The organism is Streptomyces sp. C36 (assembly GCF_040932295.1).
Classification (GTDB): Bacteria; Actinomycetota; Actinomycetes; order Streptomycetales; family Streptomycetaceae; genus Streptomyces; species Streptomyces triculaminicus.
In genome coordinates this window covers 31031-51731 of sequence record NZ_JBFQGI010000005.1, presented here as the reverse complement: position 1 = coordinate 51731, position 20701 = coordinate 31031, and the positions used below count along the sequence as shown (strand labels likewise).

Below are 20701 nucleotides of genomic sequence, written 5' to 3'. Positions count from 1 at the left end.
GCGCCATGAGCACCCAGCCGATGAGTCGCCGCGCGCGGCCCGCCAAAGCCCCGCTGAGTCGTGACGTGATCGTGCGGACGGGGCTGCGGGTACTGGACCGCGACGGCCTGGACGCGCTGACCATGCGCCGTGTCGCCCAGGAACTGGACACCGGCCCGGCCTCGCTCTACGTCTACGTCAAGAACCGCGACGACCTGATGGCGGCGATGCTCGACGAGGCCCTGGGGCAGGTGCCCCTGACCTCGGAGGGCGACTGGCGGGAGCAGCTCCGCGCGCTCGTCGCCGCCGCCGTCGAGGCGATGGGCCGCCACGAGGGGCTCGCGCTCACCGCGCTCGGGGGCATCCCCCAGGGGGCCAACGCCCTGCTCGTCCTCGACCGCGTGCTGGCCCTGCTCAAGCAGGGCGGCCTCGACGACACCACCGCCGCCTGGGCCGTCGACCTGCTCCACCTCCACATCACCGCGTCGGCGGCCGAGCAGAGCGCCTACAACGCGAAGGACATGGTCCAGGAGGACCACATCGCCGACATCGACCGGCACTACGCGTCCCTGCCGGCCGACCGCTACCCGATGATCACCTCCATGCGGGAGGCCCTCCTGTCCGGCGGCGACCGCGAGGCCTGGGCCCTACGGGTCCTGCTCAACGGGATCCTGGGCACGCCGGCCGTCTGAGCCCGCGCCGGAAGCGAGCGCGCGTGAGGTGTCTCAAGAGGGGCGCCTCAGGAGCGCGGCAGGCGTCTCAGCAGCTCGCCTTCGAGGTGACCGTGAACATGGCCCCCTCGGGGTCGCGCAGCGTCGCCTCCCGGCCCGCCCCGGGGCCGCCGGGCTCGTCGACGACGGACCCGCCGGCCGCGAGGGCCGATTCCACGGCCTTCTCCACGTCGTCGACGCGGAAGTAGACGTGCCAGCGCGGCCTGATGCGCGGGTCGGGATCGGCCTCGATGGCCCCGCCGCGCAGGCAGGCCACGGTGTGCCCGCCGGCCCGTACGGTCACCATCTCGTCCTCGTAGCGGACCTCGCAGCGGTCCGGCCGGTCGACGGCCCAGTCGAAGACCTCGCCGTAGAACATGGCGGCAGCGAAGGCGTCCCGGGTGCGCAGCTCGAGCCAGGCGGGGGCGGCGCCCTTGCCGATGCCCCAGTCGGGGACGTTGCGGCCCTCCCAGAAGCCGAAGACGGCCCCCGCCGGGTCGGCGGCCAGGACCACCCGGCCGCTGCCGACGGCGAGCGGGCCCACGGCGACGGTGCCCCCGCGCTCGCGCACCCGCGCCGAGACCACGTCGGCGTCGCCGACGGCGAAGTAGCTGGTCCAGGAGACGGCCATGCCGATGCGGCGGGCGATGTCGGTGAGGCCGGCGACGGGTTTGCCGTCGGCGAGCGCCACGGAGAAGCCCTCGCCGAAGGAGGCGGCGCGGAAGGCCCAGCCCAGCACCGCGCCGTAGAAGTTCTGCGCCGCGGGAAGGTCGGCGGTCATCAGGCTCACCCAGCAGGGCTGGCCGAGCCCCACCACGCGGTCAGTGGCCGCCATGGCCGATCGCCTCGTCTCTGTGTCGGTGCCGCACCGGTGCTCCCTGTCAGGGTTCCACTCACCTCCTCCCCGCGCATTCCGGCGCGCGCGGCGCGGGGCGGTTCGTTCAGAACTGCGTGCGCAGGTGGTCCCAGAACCCGTCCCGCAGGGCCCGGCGCAGGTCGGCGTGGCCGCGCAGGGACAGGCCCAGCAGCGCCTCGGCCTCGACGAGCAGCTCCTGGTCGACGGTGCCGGGGAGGTAGGGGTGGCCGGGCAGCAGCTCGGCGAGCGGGACGCGGCCGCGCTGTCCGAGCCACTGGGCCGCCACCCGGGCGCCGACGAAGCGGACGTCGTCGCGGGAGGGCACGGGGCCGCCGGTCCGGCCCGCGTCGTCGGCGAGGCCGAAGGGCTGCTCGTGGAGGGTGCGCCGGGTCACGTACGGCTTGCAGAACTCGAGGTCGAAGGTGCGCTGGCTGTCGACCTCCCACAGCAGCGGCTCGGCCTGGTTGCGCCCTCCGAGGGCCTCGATGCCCCACAGGTGGACGCGGGCGCCGTAGCCCTGGGCGGCCTCGACGGCCGAGACGAGGTCCTCGTCGCCGCCGATGAGCACGGCGTCGCTGATCGCGCGGTGCCGGGCGAGGGACTCCAGGTCGGTGCGGATGAGGGAGTCGACGCCCTTCTGCTGGTTGTTGGCGTTGAGGTTGCCGAGACGGACCTTGACGTCGGGAAGCTCGGCGATGCCCTGTTGTTCGGCGGTGTGGATGCGGCGGCGGGCCCCGTCGTACCAGTAGACGCGCAGCAGCCGGCTGTCGGGAAAGATCGAGCGGGCCTTGTCGATGAAGGCCTCGATGATCCCCTCGGCGTCGAGCTCGAAGGTCCGCCGGTCCTCGGTGCCGGCGACGAGCCGGCCGGCGGCGGCGTAGACATAGCCGGCGTCCACGAAGACCGCGTGGGTGGAGGGTGTGGTCGCGACCTCGGCCAGGACGCGGGTGAGCAGCTCGTTGGTGCGCTCGATGCCCGCGGCGATCTCGGCCAGCTCGCCGGGCGAGTAGTTAGACATATCAATAATTTCTTTAGCGTAGGGAATGTTTGCTCGGGTCTCCTCGTTGGACACGTATGAAACGCGCCGCAGCGTCGCCGCGCGCGTCACTGTTCATAAAAGTTCTCCTCAGGAGGATCAGACGAAGGGAGAAGTGCTTTGCGCTTCGAAATCATGCGCCTGGACGACGTCGACGGAACCGCCGTCGACAGCACCGTCGTGGACGCCGCCTCCGTCAACCGGATCGTGCAGCAGGCCGCCTCCATAGGCCAGCGCATCTACATCCGCCCGGCCGACACCGCGGTCCGGTAACGCTTCCCGCGCAGCGCGTACAGAACACCCCCGTACGGAAAGGACCGTACGGGGGTGTTCTGTACGCGGGGCCGCCGGGTCGCGTACGGACGCGGCGGAAGCGCCTCAGTGGAACGCCTCAGTGAGCGGCGATCACCTGCGTGACGCCGTTGATGATCTGCTGCACGGCCAGCGCGGAGAGCATCATGCCGGCGAGCCGTGTCACCAGCACCACGCCGCCGTCCTTGATCACGCGGATGATCAGCAGCGAGTTGCGCATCACCACCCACAGCACCACGTGGATGGCGGCGATCGCGCACCACACCGAGACCTGGCCCTTGAAGGAGTCGGCGTGCTGCACGGCGAGGATCACGGAGACGATCGCGCCGGGCCCGGCCAGCAGCGGCATGCCCAGCGGCACGAGCGCGACGTTGACGTCCTTGGTCTGGGTCGGCTCCTCGGACTTGCCGGTCAGCAGGTCCAGCGCGATCAGCAGCAGGAGCAGCCCGCCCGCGATCATCAGCGCCGGGGTGGTGATGTGCAGGTAGTCCAGGATCTGCTGGCCGCAGATGCCGAAGATGGTGATCACGCCGAAGGCGACCGTGGCCGCCTGCCACGCCATGCGCTTCTGCGTCTTGACGGGGCGGCCCGCGGTCAGCGCGAGGAAGATCGGCGTGACCCCGGGCGGGTCCATGATCACAAAAAGGGTGAGAAAGAGGGATCCGAAGACAGCGATGTCGAACACAGTGAGGGCCTTGCGGGAGTGGTGCGAGCAGAGAGCGGGGAGGAAGAAGTGAGGAGCACGGTCGCGAACGCCGTCGTAGGACGGGTGCGGGAGTGCGGCGGATCCGGGTGTACGGAGTCCGGGCGACGGACCGTGGGGCACGGGCACCGGGACGCCGGGGCGCGGCGTACGGGTCCGACGCGTGGGGTGGTCAGCCGCCGGCGCCCGGGACGGGGAAGGCGCCCGTCGCGCGGCGCGTGATCTCGCCGTAGATCTCCGGGTCGGTCGTGAACTCGCCGAGCCGACAGGTCTTGCGGCTGCCGTGGTAGTCACTGGAACCGGTGGTCAGCAGGCCGAGCTCGGCGGCGAGGCCGCGCAGCCGGGCACGCGTGGCGGCGTCGTGGTCCATGTGGTCCACCTCGACGCCGTCGAGTCCGGCCGAGGCCAGCTCGGCTATCGCGCCCTCGGAGACGCAGTTGCCGCGCTGGAGAGCCAGCGGGTGCGCGAGGACGGTGACGCCGCCGGCGGCCTTGACCAGCCGGATCGCCTCGAAGGGGTCGAGTTCGTGCTTCTCGACGAAGGCACGGCCGTGACCGCCGAGCCACTCGGAGGTGAAGGCGTCGGAGACGCTGTCCACGACACCCAGCTCGACCATGGCGGTGGCCACGTGCGGGCGGCCGACGGCGCCGTCCCCGGCGATCTCGGCGACGCGCTCCCAGGTGACCGGCACGCCGAGCTCGTTGAGCCGGGCGACCATGGCCCGCGCGCGGGGCACGCGGTCGTCGCGGACGAGCTCCCGCTCGCGCGCCAGCTCGGGCTCCAGCGGGTCGAAGAGGTAGGCCAGCATGTGGACGCTGAAGCCGTTCGGGCCGTTCCGGCGGCAGGAGAGCTCGGCGCCCGTGACGAGGGTGAGCCCCTCGGGCAGGGCGGCGATGGCCTCGGCGTGGCCGCCGACTCCGTCGTGGTCGGTCAGGGCGACGACGTCCAGCCCGGCGGCGGCCGCGTTGCGGACCAGCTCGGCGGGGGTGTCCGTACCGTCCGACGCCGTGGAGTGGGTGTGCAGATCGATGCGCACGACACTGCTCCCAACGGCGGGTGGAACGTAACTGGACCGGTTCAGGATAACCGCCGTTCGAACATGATCCGGCCGCTCAGCGGCCGCTCAGGGCGACAGGATGCGCGGCGACAGCGCCCCGCAGGGCAGCAGGTCCACCTCGGCCCCCGCGTCGCGCAGGTCCGTCAGCACCAGCTCGTCGTACATCAGCAGTCCCGAGCTCTCCGGCCACACGATCGCCCACAGCCACAGCCCGAGCGCCTCGCCCGCGAAGACGGCCCGGTCGCCGGGTGCCTTGTCGACGTGCCACAGGGGGGTGGGGCGGCCCGCCGCGTGGACCTTGGCGTGCGGGGAGCGGTCCACGGCCAGGTACGGGCCGGGGTCGGGGCCGTCGACGCCGGCGTAGCGGGCGCCGAGCCCCACGCCCAGCTCCTCGGCGACGAGCAGCAGCTCACCGGGGCCGCCCAGCGGGCTCGGCCCCGTGCAGGCGACGGCCGTGGCCCGGCCGCCGCTGCGGTCGTCGCCCGCGCTGCCCACGCCGGTGAAGAGCCAGCCCACGGGCAGCGGCCACGGCATCCACACGGGGACCTGTGCCCGGTTGACCACGACGGCCAGCGCCTCGACGCTCGGCGGGACGACCGGCTGCAGGGGGTGGACCGTGCCGTGCACGCTGCACTGCCAGGAGTCGGCGAAGAGACCGGGCGCGCGCACCCGGCCACCGCACTTCGGGCAACTGGGTTCGCCCCTCATAGCCTCCAACGGTCCTACCAGGCCGCCCCCGCGTCAAGGACGATCACCCGTCCGGAGTCGAGGCCGTCCGACGCTTTTGGCCGTCCCGCCCCTGCCGCCCCACGGGCCCGCTCAGCCCAGCGGAACCCCGGACCGCAGCGGGTCGCGCAGGTCCGTGCCGTGCCGCAGCCACCGTTCCTCCAGGGCCGCGGCGCCCTGCACGCGCTTCCACGCGGCCTCGTTGGGGGTCATGGGAAGCAGGGGGAGGAAGCGGACCGGGTCCATCGGCTCGTCCAGCTCCAGGTCCTCCACCAGCCCGCCGGACTCGCCGACGAGCACGGAGGTGAACGACGCGCCCGGCCACAGCGGCTCGCCGGTGTCCAGCGAGGCGCCGGGCGCCACGACGACGCCCTCCACCTGCGGGGAGGCGGCGAGCACCGCCAGCGGGCGGAGCACCTTGTCCGTGTCGGCGCGGCCCCTGCGGACGGAGAGGACCAGCTCCGCGCGGGGGCCGCGCAGGTGATCGACGACGGTGGCCGTGGGGTCGGTCATGGGCTGGGCCGACATGCCGAGGGTGACGTAGCGGACGATGTCCCCGCCCTCGTCGGCGCCGGTGAAGCGAAGGACTTCGATCCGGTCCGCGCCCAGGAAGGTCACCGCGGCACGCGCGTCCGGCGTGCCGAGGGCCATGAGCAGCCGGGCCTCGACCAATGCGAGAACGTCTGACATGCCGTGAGCATAGAACGCGTATCGAACGGGCAAAGGCGGGCCTCAGGGGGGCTTGACGCGCCGAGCGGCTGCTAGCCTGGAACCCGCCTTGACCTTTGGTCAGCGCGCTACGTTCGTCCCCCAGCGGGGACCGGCCGGAGGAGGTGGGGCTGCGGTGGATCCTAGTCGACCGTGCAGTACCGACAGTTCTCCCGTCTTCACCGCTCCGGACGCACGTCACCGAGTGAGCCACCCGGTGGGTCACCGCGTGAGTCTCCACGTGATCTGAAGCCTTCCGCGCCCGGCCCCCGCGCCGGCACCGCCTCGCGGAAGCCCCTTCACGCCCGCGGCAGTTGACGGAAGAGCGCCTCTCCCGCTTTGTCCCGTTTTCTTACCGACGTTCTCCGCGAACTGCCGTCAGCCCCGCGCATCGCCCGAAGCGCCGCCCGAATTGCGGACGTACCCCCACGGAACACCACGTCCACGTTTTCAGGCAGCGCTTGCGCACCGCGCCCCGCGCTGACGGCCGGCCCGTGAAGGAGCCAGCCGATGTCGATGATCCGCGACCTGCGCGCCGCCGTCCGTCCCGCCCTGCGCCGGGTACCCAGCCAGGGCGGCGCCTACGACGCCACCCGCGACCCCGCCACCAACAGCGCGGTCGTGGACTGCGCCGTCTACCGCGACGGCAAGCGCGTCGGCGACCACATCAGCCCCGCCGAGGCCATGCGCCGGGTGCGCACCGAGGGCGGCTTCGCCTGGATCGGGCTGCACGAGCCGGCGGAGCACGAGTTCGCCGGGATCGCCCGCGAGTTCGGGCTGCACCCACTGGCCGTCGAGGACGCGGTCCACGCCCACCAGCGGCCCAAGCTCGAGCGCTACGACGACACGCTCTTCACCGTCTTCAAGACCATCCACTACGTGGAGCACGCCGAACTGACCGCCACCAGCGAGGTGGTGGAGACCGGCGAGGTGATGTGCTTCACCGGCCCGGACTTCATCATCACCGTCCGGCACGGCGGCCAGGGCTCGCTCCGCGCGCTGCGCCACCGGCTGCAGGACGACCCCCAGCTGCTCGCCAAGGGCCCCTCGGCCGTCCTGCACGCCATCGCCGACCAGGTGGTGGACGGCTACATAGCCGTCGCCGACGCCGTGCAGGACGACATCGACGAGGTGGAGATCGACGTCTTCTCCGACCCCGGCAAGGGATCCCGCCGGGGCGGCGACGCGGGCCGCATCTACCAGCTCAAGCGCGAGGTGCTGGAGTTCAAGCGGGCCGTCACCCCGCTGATCCGGCCGATGCAGCTGCTGAGCGAGCGCCCGATGCGGCTGGTCGACCCCGACATCCAGAAGTACTTCCGCGACGTCGCCGACCACCTGGCGCGCGTGCACGAGCAGGTGGTCTCCTTCGACGACCTGCTGAACTCCATCCTCCAGGCCAACCTCGCGCAGGCGTCCGTGGCGCAGAACGAGGACATGCGCAAGATCACCTCATGGGCGGCGATCTTCGCCGTGCCCACGATGATCGCCGGGATCTACGGCATGAACTTCGACCACATGCCGGAGCTGCACTGGAAGTACGGCTATCCGGCGGTCATGGTCGTCACGGTCGCGATCTGCGTGACGATCCACCGCGGGTTCAAGCGGAACGGCTGGCTGTAGGCCCCCGGGCCGCCCCGGCCGCCGCTACACCCCGGTCTCGGGGGTCACGGTCTTCCGCTTCCGGTCCCCCAGGATGACCAGCGCCAGGCCCCCCATGATCACGGCGAGGGCCGGGTAGGCCACCGCGGGCGGCCGCTGGCCCAGCCACAGCGCGGCGATCAGCGCCGCTCCCGGGGTCTCCAGCAGGATCGCGGTGGAGGTGACCGACGGGCCGAGCCCCTTGACCACCCGGTTCATCAGCGAGTGGCCCAGCAGCTGCGCGGCGACGGTGAGCAGGACCAGCTTCAGCCAGGTCTCCCCGCTGTAGCCGCCGAGCCGGACGCCGCCGATCAGGCACGCGGCCAGCAGCAGCACGGTCGTGGTCGCGTAGCAGAGGAAGGTGTACGTCACCGTGCTCACCGTGCGGCGCACCTCCGCGCCCAGCAGGACGTACCCGGCCCCCGCCATGCCGCCCGCCAGCGCGAGCGCGTCGCCGGCCAGGGCGCGCGGCGAGAGCGAGAGGTCCACGCCCGTCAGCATGAGGACGCCCAGGAAGGCGAGCGCCGTGCCCGCCCACACCAGCGCGGGCGGGCGGTGGCCGCGCAGGCGCAGCAGCAGCGTCGTCCAGATGGGGGTGGTGGTGACCAGGGCGGTCGAGGAGGCCACCGAGGTCATCCGCAGGCTCGGCAGCCAGACGCCGAAGTGCACGGCCAGCAGCGCGCCCGCGGCGACCGCCAGCAGCGCCGTGCGGCGGCCGACGCCGCGCAGCTCGGCGCGGTGCCGCCACAGGGCGAACGGGGTGAGCGCGCCGACGGCCATGGCGTTGCGCCAGAAGGCGATGGCCAGCGCGGGGGCGGCGGTGGCCGCGATCAGCGGCGCGGACAGGGAGACGCCCGCGATGGCGACCGCCAGCAGGAGCAGTTCCACGCGGACGGAGGTGGGGGAGGCCGCCGGGGCGGCGGTCCGGCCCGGCTTCGCGTCGCTTCGGGTGGGGGCGGCACTCACGTCACCAGCGTAGGGGCCGCGCCGAGGGCGTGTCCGCCCTAAGGTAGGGCGCATGACCATGACGCAGGCGCTTATCGAAGAGGCCACCAAGAAGTCCGGCCTCATCTGGGTGCAGGGCCCCTCCGGGCCCAGCCGTGCCCTGTGGCACGTCTGGCACGAGGGCGCCGCGCACCTGGTGGGCGGCCCCGGCGAGCAGCCGGTGGACGGGCTCGGCCTGGACGACGGCGCGACGGCCACGGTCACCGTGCGCAGCAAGGACAAGGGCGGCCGCATCGTCGCCTGGACCGCGTCCGTCGGCGAGCTCGCGCCGCGCGGCGAGGAGTGGACGGCCGCGGTGGCCGAGCTCAAGGGCAAGCGCCTGAACGCGCCGGACGCGGAGCGGCTGGAGGAGCGGTGGGCCACGACCTGCCGCGTGCTGCGCCTGGCGCCCACGGGCGCCTCCGGCGACCTTCCGGACGGCTCCCTGGCCGCCACTCCCCTGCCGACCCCGGCGACGACCCGCCACCCGATGCCCGCGGCGCTGCCGCGCCTGCTGCGGCGGGGGCGCAAGAACCGCTAGAACCGCTGGAGGGCCGCGTCAGCCGCCGCTGGGGATCCTCAGCTGCTTGCCGTAGTCGACGGTCTGCGACTTCGCGGGGACGGCGAGCGCGAAGTCCTTGCCCCAGCCGTCGAGCTCCAGCTGCCCGGCCCCGCCCGCGCGCTGCACCCGCAGCGGATAGGGCGTGCCGACGAGGGAGACGTCCAGCGTGCCGCCGCCGCCCTTGGCGCCGGTGACCCGGACGGTGCGGACGCCGCCCACCGACCCGCGCTCGCCCCGGGCGAGCTCGCCGTGCAGGCCGAGGAGGCCGTCCAGCAGCACGTCCTTGTCGGTGAAGCCCTTGAACTGCTGGTAGGAGGGGTCGTCCGAGGGCACCTTGACGTACTTGTCGTCGAGCTTGCCGGCCGCCGCCGCGGCGTCTCCCGACTTGGAGGCGGAGGCCTTGGGGGCGGGCGCCGCGGACGCCGAGGGCGAGGCCCCCTTCGCCCAGAAGCCGGCCGGGGCCTTCAGGTACAGCTCGTCCCCCACCCGCAGCAGCTCGAACGCGCTGGCGTCGGAGGAGGACGAGACCCGGCCCATGCCGCCGTTCTTCTTCAGGCGCATGTCGATGCGGTACGTACGGCCCTGGCTGACGACGTTGCCCGACAGGTGGACGGCCTCCGCTCCGCGCGCGGCCGCGCGGGCCTTGTCCTGGATGGCGGGGGCCTCGAGCTTGCCGACGCCGTTGGTCCCCGCGTCGGGGTCCTCGGCGGCGGCGCCGCCGCAGGCCGTGAGCGCCGCGGACAGGCCGACGCACAGGGCCCCCACGAGAGCCGCGTTACGGGTACGCACGTCTGCTCATGCCTCCTGTTACCGCTGGGATACGGCCGCAGCGTACCCGGGCCGCCCGACGGCGGAAGCCGGGAGTCCGTGCCGGGAGCGCAAGGATTCCGTACGGCCCTCGCCCCCCGGCGGGGCGAAGCGGGTCACGTTAGCCTGAATCGGACATCCGATCCCGTCGGCGGGCCCCGCCGGCGGATCCGTCGGCGGATCCCCGTACGGGATCCCGGCCAGGCAGGAGGCACGCGGCCATGGCAGCAGGCGCCTACCGGGTGTTCGTCTCGCACCTCTCGGGCGTGGCCGTCTTCGACCCCCACGGCGACCAGGTGGGCCGCGTCCGCGACGTGGTGGCGATGCTGCGCGTCGGCGGCCGCCCGCCCCGCGTGCTCGGGCTCGTCGTGGAGGTCGTCAGCCGCCGCCGGATCTTCATTCCGATGACCCGCGTCACCGGAGTGGAGTCGGGCCAGGTCATCACCACCGGCGTGGTGAACATGCGGCGCTTCGAGCAGCGCCCGACCGAGACGCTGGTCCTGGGCGAGCTGCTCGACCGGCGGGTGCGGCTGGTCGACGGCGGCGAGGAGGTGACGGTCCTCGACGTGTCCATCACCCAGTTGCCCGCCCGCCGTGACTGGGAGATCGACAAGGTCTTCGTCCGCCGCGGCAAGGGCGGCGCCCTGCGCCGCAAGGGCGAGACGCTGACCGTCGAGTGGTCGGCCGTCACCGGCTTCTCCCTGGAGGAGCACGGGCAGGGCGCCGAGAACCTCCTGGCGACCTTCGAGCGGCTGCGCCCCGCCGACCTCGCCAACGTCCTGCACCACCTCTCCCCCAAGCGGCGCGCGGAGGTCGCCGCCGCCCTGGACGACGACCGGCTCGCCGACGTGCTGGAGGAGCTGCCGGACGACGACCAGATCGAGATCCTCGGCAAGCTGAAGGAGGAACGCGCCGCCGACGTGCTGGAGGCGATGGACCCCGACGACGCCGCCGACCTCCTCTCCGAGCTGCCGGAGGACGACATGGAGCGGCTGCTGACCCTGATGCGGCCGGACGAGGCCGCCGACGTCCGGCGGCTGATGGCCTACGAGGAGCGGACGGCCGGCGGCCTGATGACCACCGAGCCGGTCGTGCTGCGCCCGGACGCCACCGTCGCCGACGCCCTCGCGCGCGTCCGCAACCCCGACCTGTCCCCCGCCCTCGCCGCCCAGGTCTACGTCTGCCGCCCGCCGGACGAGACCCCGACCGGCAAGTACCTGGGCACCGTGCACTTCCAGCGGCTGCTGCGCGACCCGCCCTTCGCACTCGTCGGCTCGATCACCGACACCGACCTGCGCCCCCTGCCCCCGGACACCCCGCTGCCGGCCGTCACCAGCTACCTGGCGACGTACAACATGGTCGCCGCCCCCGTCGTGGACGAGAGCGGCTCGCTGCTGGGCGCGGTGACCGTCGACGACGTCCTGGACCACCTGCTGCCCGAGGACTGGCGGGAGACCGAGCTGTACCACGGCGCGCCGGGCATGGACGAGCTGCCGGAGGGCGTCGATGGCGGGCGATGAGCGGGGGCGGGAGTCCGGGCCGGGCCGCGCCGAGCGCGCCGAGCGCGTCGACCGGGGCGAGCGGGCGAGGGCGCAGGCGGAGGCGGCCCACCCGCACGGCCACCCGCGCCCGCGGGTGCGCCTGGACCTGCCCCGGGTCAAGCGGCGGGCCTGGCTGCCGGAGTACGACCCGGAGGCCTTCGGCCGGAGCTCCGAGCGGATCGCCCGCTTCCTGGGCACCGGGCGGTTCATCGTCTGGATGACGGTCGTCATCATCCTGTGGGTGGTGTGGAACAGCTCCGCACCCCACCACCTGCGGTTCGACCAGTACCCGTTCATCTTCCTGACCCTGATGCTGTCGCTGCAGGCCTCCTACGCCGCGCCCCTGATCCTGCTGGCGCAGAACCGCCAGGACGACCGCGACCGCGTCAACCTCGAGCAGGACCGCAAGCAGAACGAACGCTCCATCGCCGACACCGAGTACCTGACGCGGGAGATCGCCTCGCTGCGCATGGGCCTCGGCGAGGTGGCCACCCGGGACTGGATCCGCTCGGAGTTCGAGGACCTGGTCAGGGAGCTGGACGAGCGCCGGGTATTCCCGCGCGAGAGTGAGGAAGGCGACCGCTGAGAGCCTTTCCTCCCCGCCCCCGCCGGGCCGTACCATCGACCCATGGCTACCGACACGTACGGAACCGCCGCCCCGAGTGAGGACGCGATCCGCGCCGCTCTCGCGACGGTCAACGACCCCGAGATCCAGCGACCCATCACCGACCTGGGCATGGTCAAATCGGTGGAGATCGCGGCGGACGGTTCGGTCGCGGTGGCGGTCTACCTGACGGTCGCCGGCTGCCCCATGCGGGACAAGATCACCTCGCTGGTGAGCGAGGCCGTCGCCCGCGTCGAGGGCGTGACGGGCGTCGGCGTCGAGCTGGACGTGATGAGCGACGAGCAGCGGCGCGAGCTGGCGTCCTCCCTGCGCGGCGGCCAGACCGAGCGCGAGGTGCCCTTCGCCAAGCCCGGCTCGCTCACCCGCGTCTACGCCGTCGCCTCCGGCAAGGGCGGCGTCGGCAAGTCCTCCGTCACGGTCAACCTCGCGGCGGCCATGGCCGCCGACGGCCTGAAGGTCGGCGTCGTGGACGCCGACATCTACGGCCACAGCGTCCCGCGCATGCTGGGCGCGGACGGCCGCCCCACCCAGGTCGAGAACATGATCATGCCGCCGTCGGCGAACGGCGTGAAGGTCATCTCGATCGGCATGTTCACCCCGGGCAACGCCCCCGTCGTCTGGCGCGGCCCGATGCTGCACCGCGCGCTCCAGCAGTTCCTCGCGGACGTCTACTGGGGCGACCTCGACGTGCTGCTGCTGGACCTGCCGCCGGGCACGGGCGACATCGCCATCTCGGTCGCCCAGCTGGTGCCGAACGCCGAGATCCTGGTGGTGACGACCCCGCAGCAGGCCGCGGCCGAGGTCGCCGAGCGCGCCGGCTCGATCGCCGTGCAGACCCACCAGAAGATCGTCGGCGTCGTGGAGAACATGTCCGGGCTGCCCTGCCCGCACTGCGACGAGATGGTCGACGTCTTCGGCACGGGCGGCGGCCAGAAGGTCGCCGACGGCCTGACCCGGACCACGGGCGCCACCGTCCCGGTGCTCGGCTCCATCCCGATCGACGTCCGCCTGCGCGAGGGCGGCGACGAGGGCAAGCCGGTCGTGCTGACCGACCCCGAGTCCCCGGCGGGCAGCGCCCTGCGGGCCATCGCGGGCAAGCTCGGCGGCCGCCAGCGCGGCCTGTCCGGCATGTCGCTGGGCATCACGCCGCGCAACAAGTTCTGAGCGAGGCTCCGGGCGCACCGGAGCACGCACGCGCGTAAGGGGCGGCCTCCATGGAGGCCGCCCCTTACGCGTACGCCGTCCCGGGCTCAGTCCCGGTAGGTGGCGATGTCCTTGATCACCGAGAAGCCCATGCCGTACGCGCTCATCCCCCGCCCGTACGCGCCCAGGTGCACCCCGCCCTCCTCGGGCGAGCCGGCCAGCACCCAGCCGTACTCGGACTCGCGGTAGCGGAAGTCGGTCGGCACGCCGTCCACCGGCAGCGACAGCGAGGACCACGGGCCCTCGTCCAGCTGGTCGGCCAGCTCCCAGGCCAGGGCCGTCTGCTGGTCCAGCCAGTCCTGGCGCAGCGCCCGCTCCATCGCGGCCGGCCAGGTGCACGCCAGCAGGCCGGAGCCGGCCAGCCAGGCCGCGGAGGAGACGGAGGTGGCCTCCAGCACGCCCGTGCCGTCGGCGCTGCGCCGCACCGGGCGGCCGGCCACGGTCACCACGACCGCGAAGCGCTGTTTGGCGGCGCCCGGGTCGGCCCGCTCCAGCCGCAGGGTGGGTTCGGTGCCGTGTCCGGTGGCGCCGTGTTCCACGGTGCCGTCGGCGGCGGCGCCGACCTGCATCAGCCAGCGTGGTCCGGTGTACGCCTCGTCCAGGCCGTACCACGGGAACGACGCCAGGAGGTAGCCGTCGACCGAGCGCCGGTCACCGGACCCGCCCTGCGACACTCCCTGCGCCTGACCGGCGGACGCGTCGGCCCCCTGCGCCCCCACCCGACTCGTCGTCTCCATCTGCGCGGCGCCTCCTCGTAGCCCCTGCGTCGTGGGCACCGGCCCATCGCGCGCGACGGCACCCCGAACAAAGGGAGGATAGCCACCCCCGTCAATGGGGCGCGGCCAACACGGGCTCAGGTGGCGTCGGCGTCGAACGGCGGACGCTCGCCGTCCTGGACCTTCTCACGCTTCTTGAGCAGGTCCCCCGTGCCCGCCGAGGGGGCGGCCGGGGACTGCGGCTCGGAGGTGCGACCGTGCACCGCGTCGGTGACGTCGGCCATCTCGGACGAGAAGTCGAAGCCGTTGCGGATCTCCTTCAGCCCCAGCTCGTCCTTCTCCAGCACATGCTTGCGGACGAACGTCTTGGGGTTGAGGTCCTCGAACTCGAAGTCCTTGAACTCGGGGCCGAGCTCGGAGCGGATGTCCTCCTTGGCGCTGTCGGAGAACTGCCGGATCCTGCGCAGCGTGCTCGACACGTCCTGGATCAGCTTCGGCAGCTTGTCGGGCCCGAAGATGAGCACCGCGAGGACGACGAGCGCGACCAGCTCGAGGGGTCCTATGTCGAGCACGTTGCACAGCTCCTTGTGGCGTCGGTGGCCGAGGGTCCAGGCCATCTATCACGGTACCTGGCCCACGGGGCCAGGTGGGAGACACCTCGGCCCAAAACGGGCCGAGGCTCAGCGAGCACTCGCCGACCCGAGGGTCAGCCGCAGGTCCTGTTCCCTGCCGTCCCGCTCGACGGTCAGGGTCATGGCGTCGCCCGGACGGTGGCTGCGGATCTTGATGATCAGCTCCCTGCCGCTGTGCACGGACACCCCGTCCACCTTCTTGATCACGTCCCGGGGGCGGACGCCCGCCTTGTCGGCGGGGCCGCCGGGGGTGACGCCCTTGGTGTCGCCGCCGTCGGAGTTCACCCGGGCGCCGTCGCCCGTATAGGCGTTGTCGAGGGAGACCCCGATGACCGGATGGGTGGCCCGGCCGGTGTTGATCAGCTCCTCGGCGACCCGCTTGGCCTGGTTGATCGGTATGGCGAAGCCCAGCCCGATGCTGCCGCCCTGGCCGCCGGACTCCGACTCGCCCGCTGAGCGGATGGCGCTGTTGACGCCGATGACGCGGGCCCTGGAGTCCATGAGGGGACCGCCGGAGTTGCCCGGGTTGATGGGGGCGTCGGTCTGCAGGGCGTCGACGTAGCTGACGTCGCTGCCGTCCTGCTTCTTGCCCCCGGCGGTGATCGGGCGCTCCTTGGCGCTGATGATCCCGGTGGTGACCGTGCCGGCGAGGTCGAAGGGGGCGCCGATGGCGACGACGGAGTCGCCGACGCGTACCGAGTCGGAGTTGCCGAGGGCCAGCGGGGTGAGGTTGGAGACCCCGGAGACCTTGATGACGGCCAGGTCGTAGCCGCCGTCCCGGCCGACGAGGGTCGCCTTGGCGGTCTGGCCGCCGTTGAAGGTCACGGATATGGAGCCGCTGGAGCCGGCGGGCTGCACCACGTGGTTGTTGGTGAGGATGTGGCCCTTGTCGTCCAGGACGAAGCCGGTGCCGGTGCCCTGTTCGCCGCTGCCGCTGACGTGGATGGTGACCACGCCCGGCAGCGCCCGGGCGGCGATCCCGGCGATGCTCCCGGCCGGCCTGTCGCCCGCCTCGGCGGACGCCTGGGGCAGCGTCACGCTGTGCCCCATCCCGCCGTCCCGCTCCAGCCACGCCCCGAGGCCTCCGCCGATCGCCCCGGCGACCACCGCGACGACGGCCGCCCCGGCCAGGATCCGCCCCTTGGACGGCACCTTCGCCGACGCCGGCGCACCGGCCGCGACCGCGGCGGCGGCCGCGGACGCCGCCCAGGGGTCGTACTGCCAGGGGCCCTCCGGGCCGGGCGTGAGGTGAGGGTACGCCTGCGCCTGCGGCGCGGGCGTGACCGTGCCGTCGGCGGGGGTCGGGCCGGGGTGGCCCTGGGGGCCGGCCTGCGGGTTCGCCTGCGGCTGGGCCGGTACGGGCGGTACGGCCGTGCCCTGCGGCGGGGTGACGCCGGGGTGGGGCCGGTCATCCGCCGGCGCGTGCGGCGGATGACCGGCGTCTCCCGCCGCGGCCGGGACACCGGCGGCCGGGGCGGCCGGAGCGGGCAGCGGGAAGTCCGCCGGCTCCTCGGCCGCCGCGGAAGCGGCCGGCTGCCCGTACGCCGGGGCGGGGGCGGCGTCCTGCGGCAGGGTGTGGCCCGGCTGCGGATGCGGCGACGCGGCCGGCACCGGCGTGCCCTGGGACGGGGTCGGACCCGGCTGCGGATACGCCGGCGCGGCCGGAACAGCCGTGCCGTGGGGTGGCGTGACCGTGGGGCGCTGGACGGGCGGGGCGGGGGCCCAGGGGCCGGGGCGGCCGTAGGGAGGGGTGCCGTACGGGTCGGGCGCGTGCAGGGGCACGGGCGCGCCGCCGGTCGCCTCGGGGCCGGGCACGGCCGACGCGGCCGGCGCCGCCTCCGGCAGGAGCCACTGATCCGCTTCCGGCTGCTCGCCGGTGCGGGGGCGTCGTCGTTGCCACCACTGCGGCTTGGGCGCGGAGGACCGCGCCTTCCCCTCGTCCATCCCTCTCCCCACCGTTCGTCCGGAGGCGCGCATACCGAAAGCACGCGCGCCCCAACGACGATTACACCAGGTCCTGACGGGTGTGCGGAGGGGGAGGTGGGGATGGGTCAGCGGGCCGGGGCCTCCGACAGGGCCCGGTAGCTGCGGACGAGCGGCGGGAGCACCGGGGCGTCGGAGGGACGCAGCAGGGAGACCCCGAGGGAGGGGGGCGCCCCGAGCGTGGTCGCCGTGTGGACGGCGTCGCGCTCCAGATGGTGACCCGGCGTCATGGCGAGGGAGGTCGTCGCCGCGCTGGGGCCGCCGCCCCGGGCCCGGGGCGTCTCCACGGCCGTCTCCAGCGGCTGGGCGCCGACCAGCGCGAACGCCGCCAGCGAGACCGCTCCGGCCGCCGCGAAGGCGAACCGGCGCCCGCGCGTACCGCCGCCGCGGGCGTCCTGACCGCCCCGGGGGACGGGGTGGACGCGGAAGCCGCGGTCACGGGGCGCGCCGACGGCCGCCGGCAGCAGCGCGAACTCCTCGGCCCGGGAGCCGAGGCCCCCTCTTCCCGCTCTTCCCGCTCTTCCCGCGTCGTCGTCGCGGTCCCGGCCGCCGCGGTCGTCGCCGGTCCCGCCGGCCGGCAGGCCCTGCAGCCGGGCCAGCAGGGAATCGGACAGCGGCGGTGGCGCGGCCTGTGCGAACGCGCTTTTGAGCCGACGCTGCGCGTCGGCTTCCGCTTTGCATTTCCAGCAGGTGGCGAGGTGCGCGAGCACCCGCTCCCGCGAGTCGTGTCCCAACTCCCCGTCGACCAGGGCCGCGAGGCGGTCGCCGAGATGGATCTCGGCGGGGGACTGACCGCCTGAACCGCTCACGCGATCCCTACCTCCCCACCCAACGACAGGCCGGGCGCCGCGACGGCCACGGCACGCTGCTCGGCCCGGGCGGCGGGCGAGCGGTGCTGGAGCGCCTTGCGCAGGTGGGAGCGGCCGCGGTGGATGCGGCTGCGGACGGTGCCGAGCTTCACGCCGAGCGTCGCGGCGATCTCCTCGTAGGACAGCCCCTCGATGTCGCACAGGACGACGGCCGCGCGGAACTCCGGGGCGAGCGTGTCCAGCGCCTGCTGGACGTCGGCGTCGAAGTGGGTGTCGTTGAAGTGCTGCTGGGGGGAGGGCTCACGGCTGGGCAGCCGCTCGGCCGCGTCCTCGGCGAGCGCGTCGAAGCGGATGCGCTGGCGCCGGCGGACCATGTCCAGGAAGAGGTTGGTGGTGATGCGGTGCAGCCACCCCTCGAACGTTCCCGGGGTGTACGTGGACAGCGAGCGGAAGACGCGGACGAAGACCTCCTGCGTGAGGTCCTCGGCGTCGTGCTGGTTGCCCGTGAGGCGGTAGGCGAGGCGGTAGACCCGGGCGCTGTGCGTGCTGACGATCTCCTCCCAGGTGGGAGGGGTCCACGCCGACGGGTCCGCATCGGTGGCGAAGGTCGCGGTGGTTGCGGAGCTGGTGGCGTGGATGGGGGTCCCTCCCATGCCCTTAAGGCTATGGGGGCGGTCAGCGGTGTAGGTCACGGATTTCGGCTCGGGAGCGGACCTTCGGAAGCGCCTCAGCACTCCCCGGCGGTCGCGGCCCGCAGCCGCACCTCCCCTGTCGGCTCTGGTGGTGTCCAGTGGAGCCCCTACCATATCCACCTCGCCCGTTAGCTCCGGATAAGCATTTTTGACCCGGTTTTTGTTCTCATCCCGCCATGATCACCGACGAGCGGCCGGAGCTTCCGGTTCCCGCCCTTGCACGTCCCCCTCAGCCCTTCCAACGCCCGGTCCCATCTGCGAGTTCCCGTGGTCAGCGGATACAGTCACGGTTGCGTCGACTACGGGGACAGGAGAGGGCCATTACCGGCAACCAGCAGACGAGCTGGGCGTTCGCCGATGTGTTCGTCGCCGAGGACGAGGCGCTGCGCTGGGCCCGGGACCGGGCCTACGAGGCAGGTCTCCGCTCGGTGTCGAACGGCACCGGCGGGGCGCTGCGCCTGCTCGCCGCCGCTGTGGACGCCAAGGCCGTCGCCGAGATCGGCACCGGCACCGGGGTCTCCGGCATCCACCTCCTGCACGGCATGCGCCCGGACGGAGTGCTGACGACCGTCGACAGCGACCCGGAGTGCCAGCAGTTCGCCCGGCAGGCGTTCCGCGCCGCCGGCTTCGCCGGCAACCGCGCGCGCTTCATCCCCGGCCGCGCCCTGGAGGTTCTGCCGCGGCTGGCCGACGGGGGCTACGACCTGGTCTTCTGCGACGGTGACCGGCTGGAGTGCCTCGACTACCTAGCCGAATCGTTGCGCCTGCTGCGCCCGGGCGGACTGGTCTGTTTCGAGGGGGTCTTCGCCGACGGCCGTACCGTCGACTCCGCCCTGCCGCCCGCCGAGGTGCAGCGGGTGCGCGAACTTCTGCGGGCCGTGCGGGAGTCCACCGCGCTGGTGCCGTCCCTGCTGCCGGTGGGCGACGGGCTGCTGTGCGCGGTCCGGCGCGGCTGAGGCGGGTGGGGGCGGTGTGCGGCCGGGGGCGGCGTACGACGGTAACGGCCGGGAGGGCGGGCGCGGACACACCGCCGCCCCGGAACCGGGGTGAGCCGGTGGCCGGGGCGGTGCGGGAGAATCGTAGATTCCACCAGGCGTCAGCCGGTGACCCCCTTCAGGGCCTCGCCGAGAGCCTTGGCCTCGTCCGGGGTCAGCTCGACGACGAGACGACCGCCGCCCTCGAGCGGAACCCGCATGACGATGCCCCGCCCCTCCTTGGTCACCTCGAGCGGGCCATCGCCCGTCCGCGGCTTCATGGCCGCCATGCTCGTTCCCCTTCCTGAAACCAGCTCATCGTGCCGACGGCCCTCTGGAAGGGCACGCGTCACCGGCATCGAACACATTGCTTCCAGGCCATTATCCCGCATCGCGCGACCCAATGACCAACATCAGTCGGCAACCCTTCGGCAACGCGCTGCCGCAAAACCACTCAATTCGGGGATCGGACGCCCCTCGTCCATCCCCCCGGAGGGCACTATGTCCCTCGATTCTTTGACGCAGGTCACATATCGAGGCCCGATGATCTCCGGCATGCTGAGCCCATCCGCAGCCGACTCAGGGAGGGACCGCACATGGCGGACGCCGTGCTGTACGAGGTGACCGACGGGCTGGCGACGATCACGCTGAATCGTCCCGATGCCATGAACGCGCTGAACACCGAGACCAAGGTCGCCCTGCGCGACGTCCTGCGGCAGGCCGCCGACGACCCGGCGGTACGGGCGGTGCTGCTCACCGCCACCGGCCGTGCCTTCTGCGTCGGGCAGGACCTCAAGGAGCACGTGGCCTCCCTGGCGGCCGACCGTGAGAACGGCACGCGCGTGACCATGGACACCGTCAGGGATCACTACAACCCCATCGTCACGGCGATCACCCGGATGCCCAAGCCGGTCGTCGCCGGGGTGAACGGCGTCGCGGCGGGCGCCGGCGCGGGCTTCGCCTTCGCGGCCGACTACCGCGTCGTCGCGGACTCCGCCTCGTTCAACACCTCGTTCGCCGGGGTGGCCCTCACCGCCGACTCGGGAGTCTCCTGGACCCTCCCCCGCCTCATCGGCCACAGCCGCGCCAGCGATCTGCTGCTCTTCCCCCGCAACGTCACCGCGGAGGAGGCCCGGGAGCTGGGCATCGCCAACAAGGTCGTCCCGGCGGCGGACCTCGCCGCCGAGGCCGAGGCCGTGGCCCGGCGCCTGGCCCAGGGCCCGACGGCCGCCTACGCGGCGATCAAGGAGTCGCTGGCGTACGGGTCGGACCACTCGCTGGAGGAGACCCTGGCCAAGGAGGACGAGCTGCAGGAGAGGGCGGGCGCGTCGGAGGACCATGGCATCGCCGTCGCGGCCTTCCTCGGCAAGGAGAAGCCGCGCTTCGTCGGCCGCTGACCCGGCGGCCGCCGACCCGACGGTCCCGACGGCCCGGGGCCCCGACCGGAG

The 20701-nt window shown here is 73.2% G+C and carries 23 protein-coding genes; 9 read left to right on the top strand and 14 right to left on the bottom strand.

Annotated elements, in window-relative coordinates; genetic code table 11:
• The first annotated feature begins 5 nt into the window (after positions 1-5).
• Complete coding sequence (locus AB4K12_RS16620; RefSeq protein ID WP_368434936.1) at positions 6-671, top strand: TetR/AcrR family transcriptional regulator; 666 nt, start codon at positions 6-8, stop codon at positions 669-671.
• A gap of 67 nt (positions 672-738) precedes the next feature.
• Here the strand turns inward: AB4K12_RS16620 and AB4K12_RS16615 are convergent, their stop codons facing one another.
• Together AB4K12_RS16615 and AB4K12_RS16610 are read right to left on the bottom strand one after the other, a co-directional pair.
• The gene (locus AB4K12_RS16615) at positions 739-1524 is read right to left on the bottom strand and encodes a VOC family protein (RefSeq protein WP_368434935.1); all 786 of its coding nucleotides are present in this window, start codon (positions 1522-1524) and stop codon (positions 739-741) included.
• A gap of 106 nt (positions 1525-1630) precedes the next feature.
• On the bottom strand, positions 1631-2563 hold the full coding sequence (locus AB4K12_RS16610) for an NYN domain-containing protein (RefSeq protein WP_362251730.1): 933 nt from the start codon (positions 2561-2563) through the stop codon (positions 1631-1633).
• A gap of 138 nt (positions 2564-2701) precedes the next feature.
• Between AB4K12_RS16610 and AB4K12_RS16605 the strand changes: the two genes are divergently transcribed.
• Positions 2702-2854, top strand: a complete 153-nt coding sequence (locus AB4K12_RS16605) for a hypothetical protein (RefSeq protein WP_086569723.1) — start codon at positions 2702-2704, stop codon at positions 2852-2854.
• Positions 2855-2972: 118 nt separating this feature from the next.
• Here AB4K12_RS16605 and AB4K12_RS16600 read toward each other — a convergent pair whose 3' ends face one another.
• From AB4K12_RS16600 to AB4K12_RS16585, 4 genes are all read right to left on the bottom strand, one after another.
• Positions 2973-3578: a MarC family protein gene (locus AB4K12_RS16600; RefSeq protein ID WP_368434934.1), complete on the bottom strand. Its 606-nt coding sequence runs from the start codon at positions 3576-3578 to the stop codon at positions 2973-2975.
• 190 nt (positions 3579-3768) lie between these two features.
• Entirely contained in the window at positions 3769-4632 is an 864-nt protein-coding gene (locus AB4K12_RS16595) for a PHP domain-containing protein (RefSeq protein ID WP_362251733.1), read from the bottom strand.
• Positions 4633-4719: 87 nt separating this feature from the next.
• On the bottom strand, positions 4720-5361 hold the full coding sequence (locus tag AB4K12_RS16590) for a DUF6758 family protein (protein WP_086569728.1): 642 nt from the start codon (positions 5359-5361) through the stop codon (positions 4720-4722).
• Positions 5362-5472: 111 nt separating this feature from the next.
• Positions 5473-6069 carry a suppressor of fused domain protein gene (locus tag AB4K12_RS16585; protein WP_086569730.1) on the bottom strand — a complete coding sequence of 199 codons (597 nt, stop codon included), beginning with the start codon at positions 6067-6069 and terminating at the stop codon, positions 5473-5475.
• 528 nt (positions 6070-6597) lie between these two features.
• On the opposite strand from AB4K12_RS16585, the gene AB4K12_RS16580 reads away from it, so the two are divergent.
• Positions 6598-7707 (top strand): magnesium and cobalt transport protein CorA, encoded by a 1110-nt coding sequence (locus AB4K12_RS16580; RefSeq protein WP_368434933.1) that lies wholly within the window; start codon positions 6598-6600, stop codon positions 7705-7707.
• Between the two features lie 24 nt (positions 7708-7731).
• On the opposite strand, the gene AB4K12_RS16575 is transcribed toward AB4K12_RS16580, so the two are convergent.
• The gene (locus AB4K12_RS16575; protein WP_368435265.1) at positions 7732-8613 is read right to left on the bottom strand and encodes a DMT family transporter; all 882 of its coding nucleotides are present in this window, start codon (positions 8611-8613) and stop codon (positions 7732-7734) included.
• Positions 8614-8743: 130 nt separating this feature from the next.
• Here AB4K12_RS16575 and AB4K12_RS16570 point away from each other — a divergent pair, with 130 nt between their 5' ends.
• Positions 8744-9250, top strand: coding sequence for a hypothetical protein (locus tag AB4K12_RS16570; RefSeq protein ID WP_368434932.1), 507 nt, complete (start codon positions 8744-8746; stop codon positions 9248-9250).
• 18 nt (positions 9251-9268) lie between these two features.
• Here AB4K12_RS16570 and AB4K12_RS16565 read toward each other — a convergent pair whose 3' ends face one another.
• Positions 9269-10060, bottom strand: coding sequence for a hypothetical protein (locus tag AB4K12_RS16565; protein ID WP_368434931.1), 792 nt, complete (start codon positions 10058-10060; stop codon positions 9269-9271).
• Between the two features lie 239 nt (positions 10061-10299).
• Between AB4K12_RS16565 and AB4K12_RS16560 the strand changes: the two genes are divergently transcribed.
• From AB4K12_RS16560 to AB4K12_RS16550, 3 genes are read left to right on the top strand one after another with little or no spacing between them, the layout of a single operon-like run.
• Positions 10300-11598 carry a CBS domain-containing protein gene (locus AB4K12_RS16560; protein WP_368434930.1) on the top strand — a complete coding sequence of 433 codons (1299 nt, stop codon included), beginning with the start codon at positions 10300-10302 and terminating at the stop codon, positions 11596-11598.
• Positions 11585-12205 (top strand): DUF1003 domain-containing protein, encoded by a 621-nt coding sequence (locus AB4K12_RS16555; RefSeq protein WP_368434929.1) that lies wholly within the window; start codon positions 11585-11587, stop codon positions 12203-12205. The genes AB4K12_RS16560 and AB4K12_RS16555 overlap by 14 nt, the downstream gene beginning before the upstream one ends.
• Before the next feature lie 42 nt (positions 12206-12247).
• Positions 12248-13408 (top strand): Mrp/NBP35 family ATP-binding protein, encoded by a 1161-nt coding sequence (locus AB4K12_RS16550; RefSeq protein ID WP_368434928.1) that lies wholly within the window; start codon positions 12248-12250, stop codon positions 13406-13408.
• A gap of 86 nt (positions 13409-13494) precedes the next feature.
• Here the strand turns inward: AB4K12_RS16550 and AB4K12_RS16545 are convergent, their stop codons facing one another.
• From AB4K12_RS16545 to sigE, 5 genes are all read right to left on the bottom strand, one after another.
• A complete protein-coding gene (locus AB4K12_RS16545) occupies positions 13495-14184 on the bottom strand; it encodes a hypothetical protein (RefSeq protein WP_368434927.1) in 690 nt (229 codons plus the stop codon).
• Between the two features lie 116 nt (positions 14185-14300).
• Positions 14301-14780 (bottom strand): sec-independent translocase, encoded by a 480-nt coding sequence (locus AB4K12_RS16540; protein WP_368434926.1) that lies wholly within the window; start codon positions 14778-14780, stop codon positions 14301-14303.
• Positions 14781-14843: 63 nt separating this feature from the next.
• Positions 14844-16739 (bottom strand): trypsin-like peptidase domain-containing protein, encoded by a 1896-nt coding sequence (locus AB4K12_RS16535; RefSeq protein WP_368434925.1) that lies wholly within the window; start codon positions 16737-16739, stop codon positions 14844-14846.
• Between the two features lie 107 nt (positions 16740-16846).
• Entirely contained in the window at positions 16847-17587 is a 741-nt protein-coding gene (locus AB4K12_RS16530) for an anti-sigma factor (protein WP_368434924.1), read from the bottom strand.
• Positions 17584-18393, bottom strand: coding sequence for an RNA polymerase sigma factor SigE (sigE, locus tag AB4K12_RS16525; RefSeq protein ID WP_368434923.1), 810 nt, complete (start codon positions 18391-18393; stop codon positions 17584-17586). The genes AB4K12_RS16530 and sigE overlap by 4 nt, the downstream gene beginning before the upstream one ends.
• Positions 18394-18569: 176 nt before the next feature.
• Between sigE and AB4K12_RS16520 the strand changes: the two genes are divergently transcribed.
• A complete protein-coding gene (locus tag AB4K12_RS16520) occupies positions 18570-19235 on the top strand; it encodes an O-methyltransferase (RefSeq protein WP_086571058.1) in 666 nt (221 codons plus the stop codon).
• Positions 19236-19375: 140 nt separating this feature from the next.
• On the opposite strand, the gene AB4K12_RS16515 is transcribed toward AB4K12_RS16520, so the two are convergent.
• Positions 19376-19543: a DUF3117 domain-containing protein gene (locus AB4K12_RS16515; protein WP_368434922.1), complete on the bottom strand. Its 168-nt coding sequence runs from the start codon at positions 19541-19543 to the stop codon at positions 19376-19378.
• 306 nt (positions 19544-19849) lie between these two features.
• Between AB4K12_RS16515 and AB4K12_RS16510 the strand changes: the two genes are divergently transcribed.
• Positions 19850-20650 (top strand): enoyl-CoA hydratase/isomerase family protein, encoded by an 801-nt coding sequence (locus AB4K12_RS16510; protein ID WP_368434921.1) that lies wholly within the window; start codon positions 19850-19852, stop codon positions 20648-20650.
• The last annotated feature ends 51 nt before the right edge of the window (positions 20651-20701 follow it).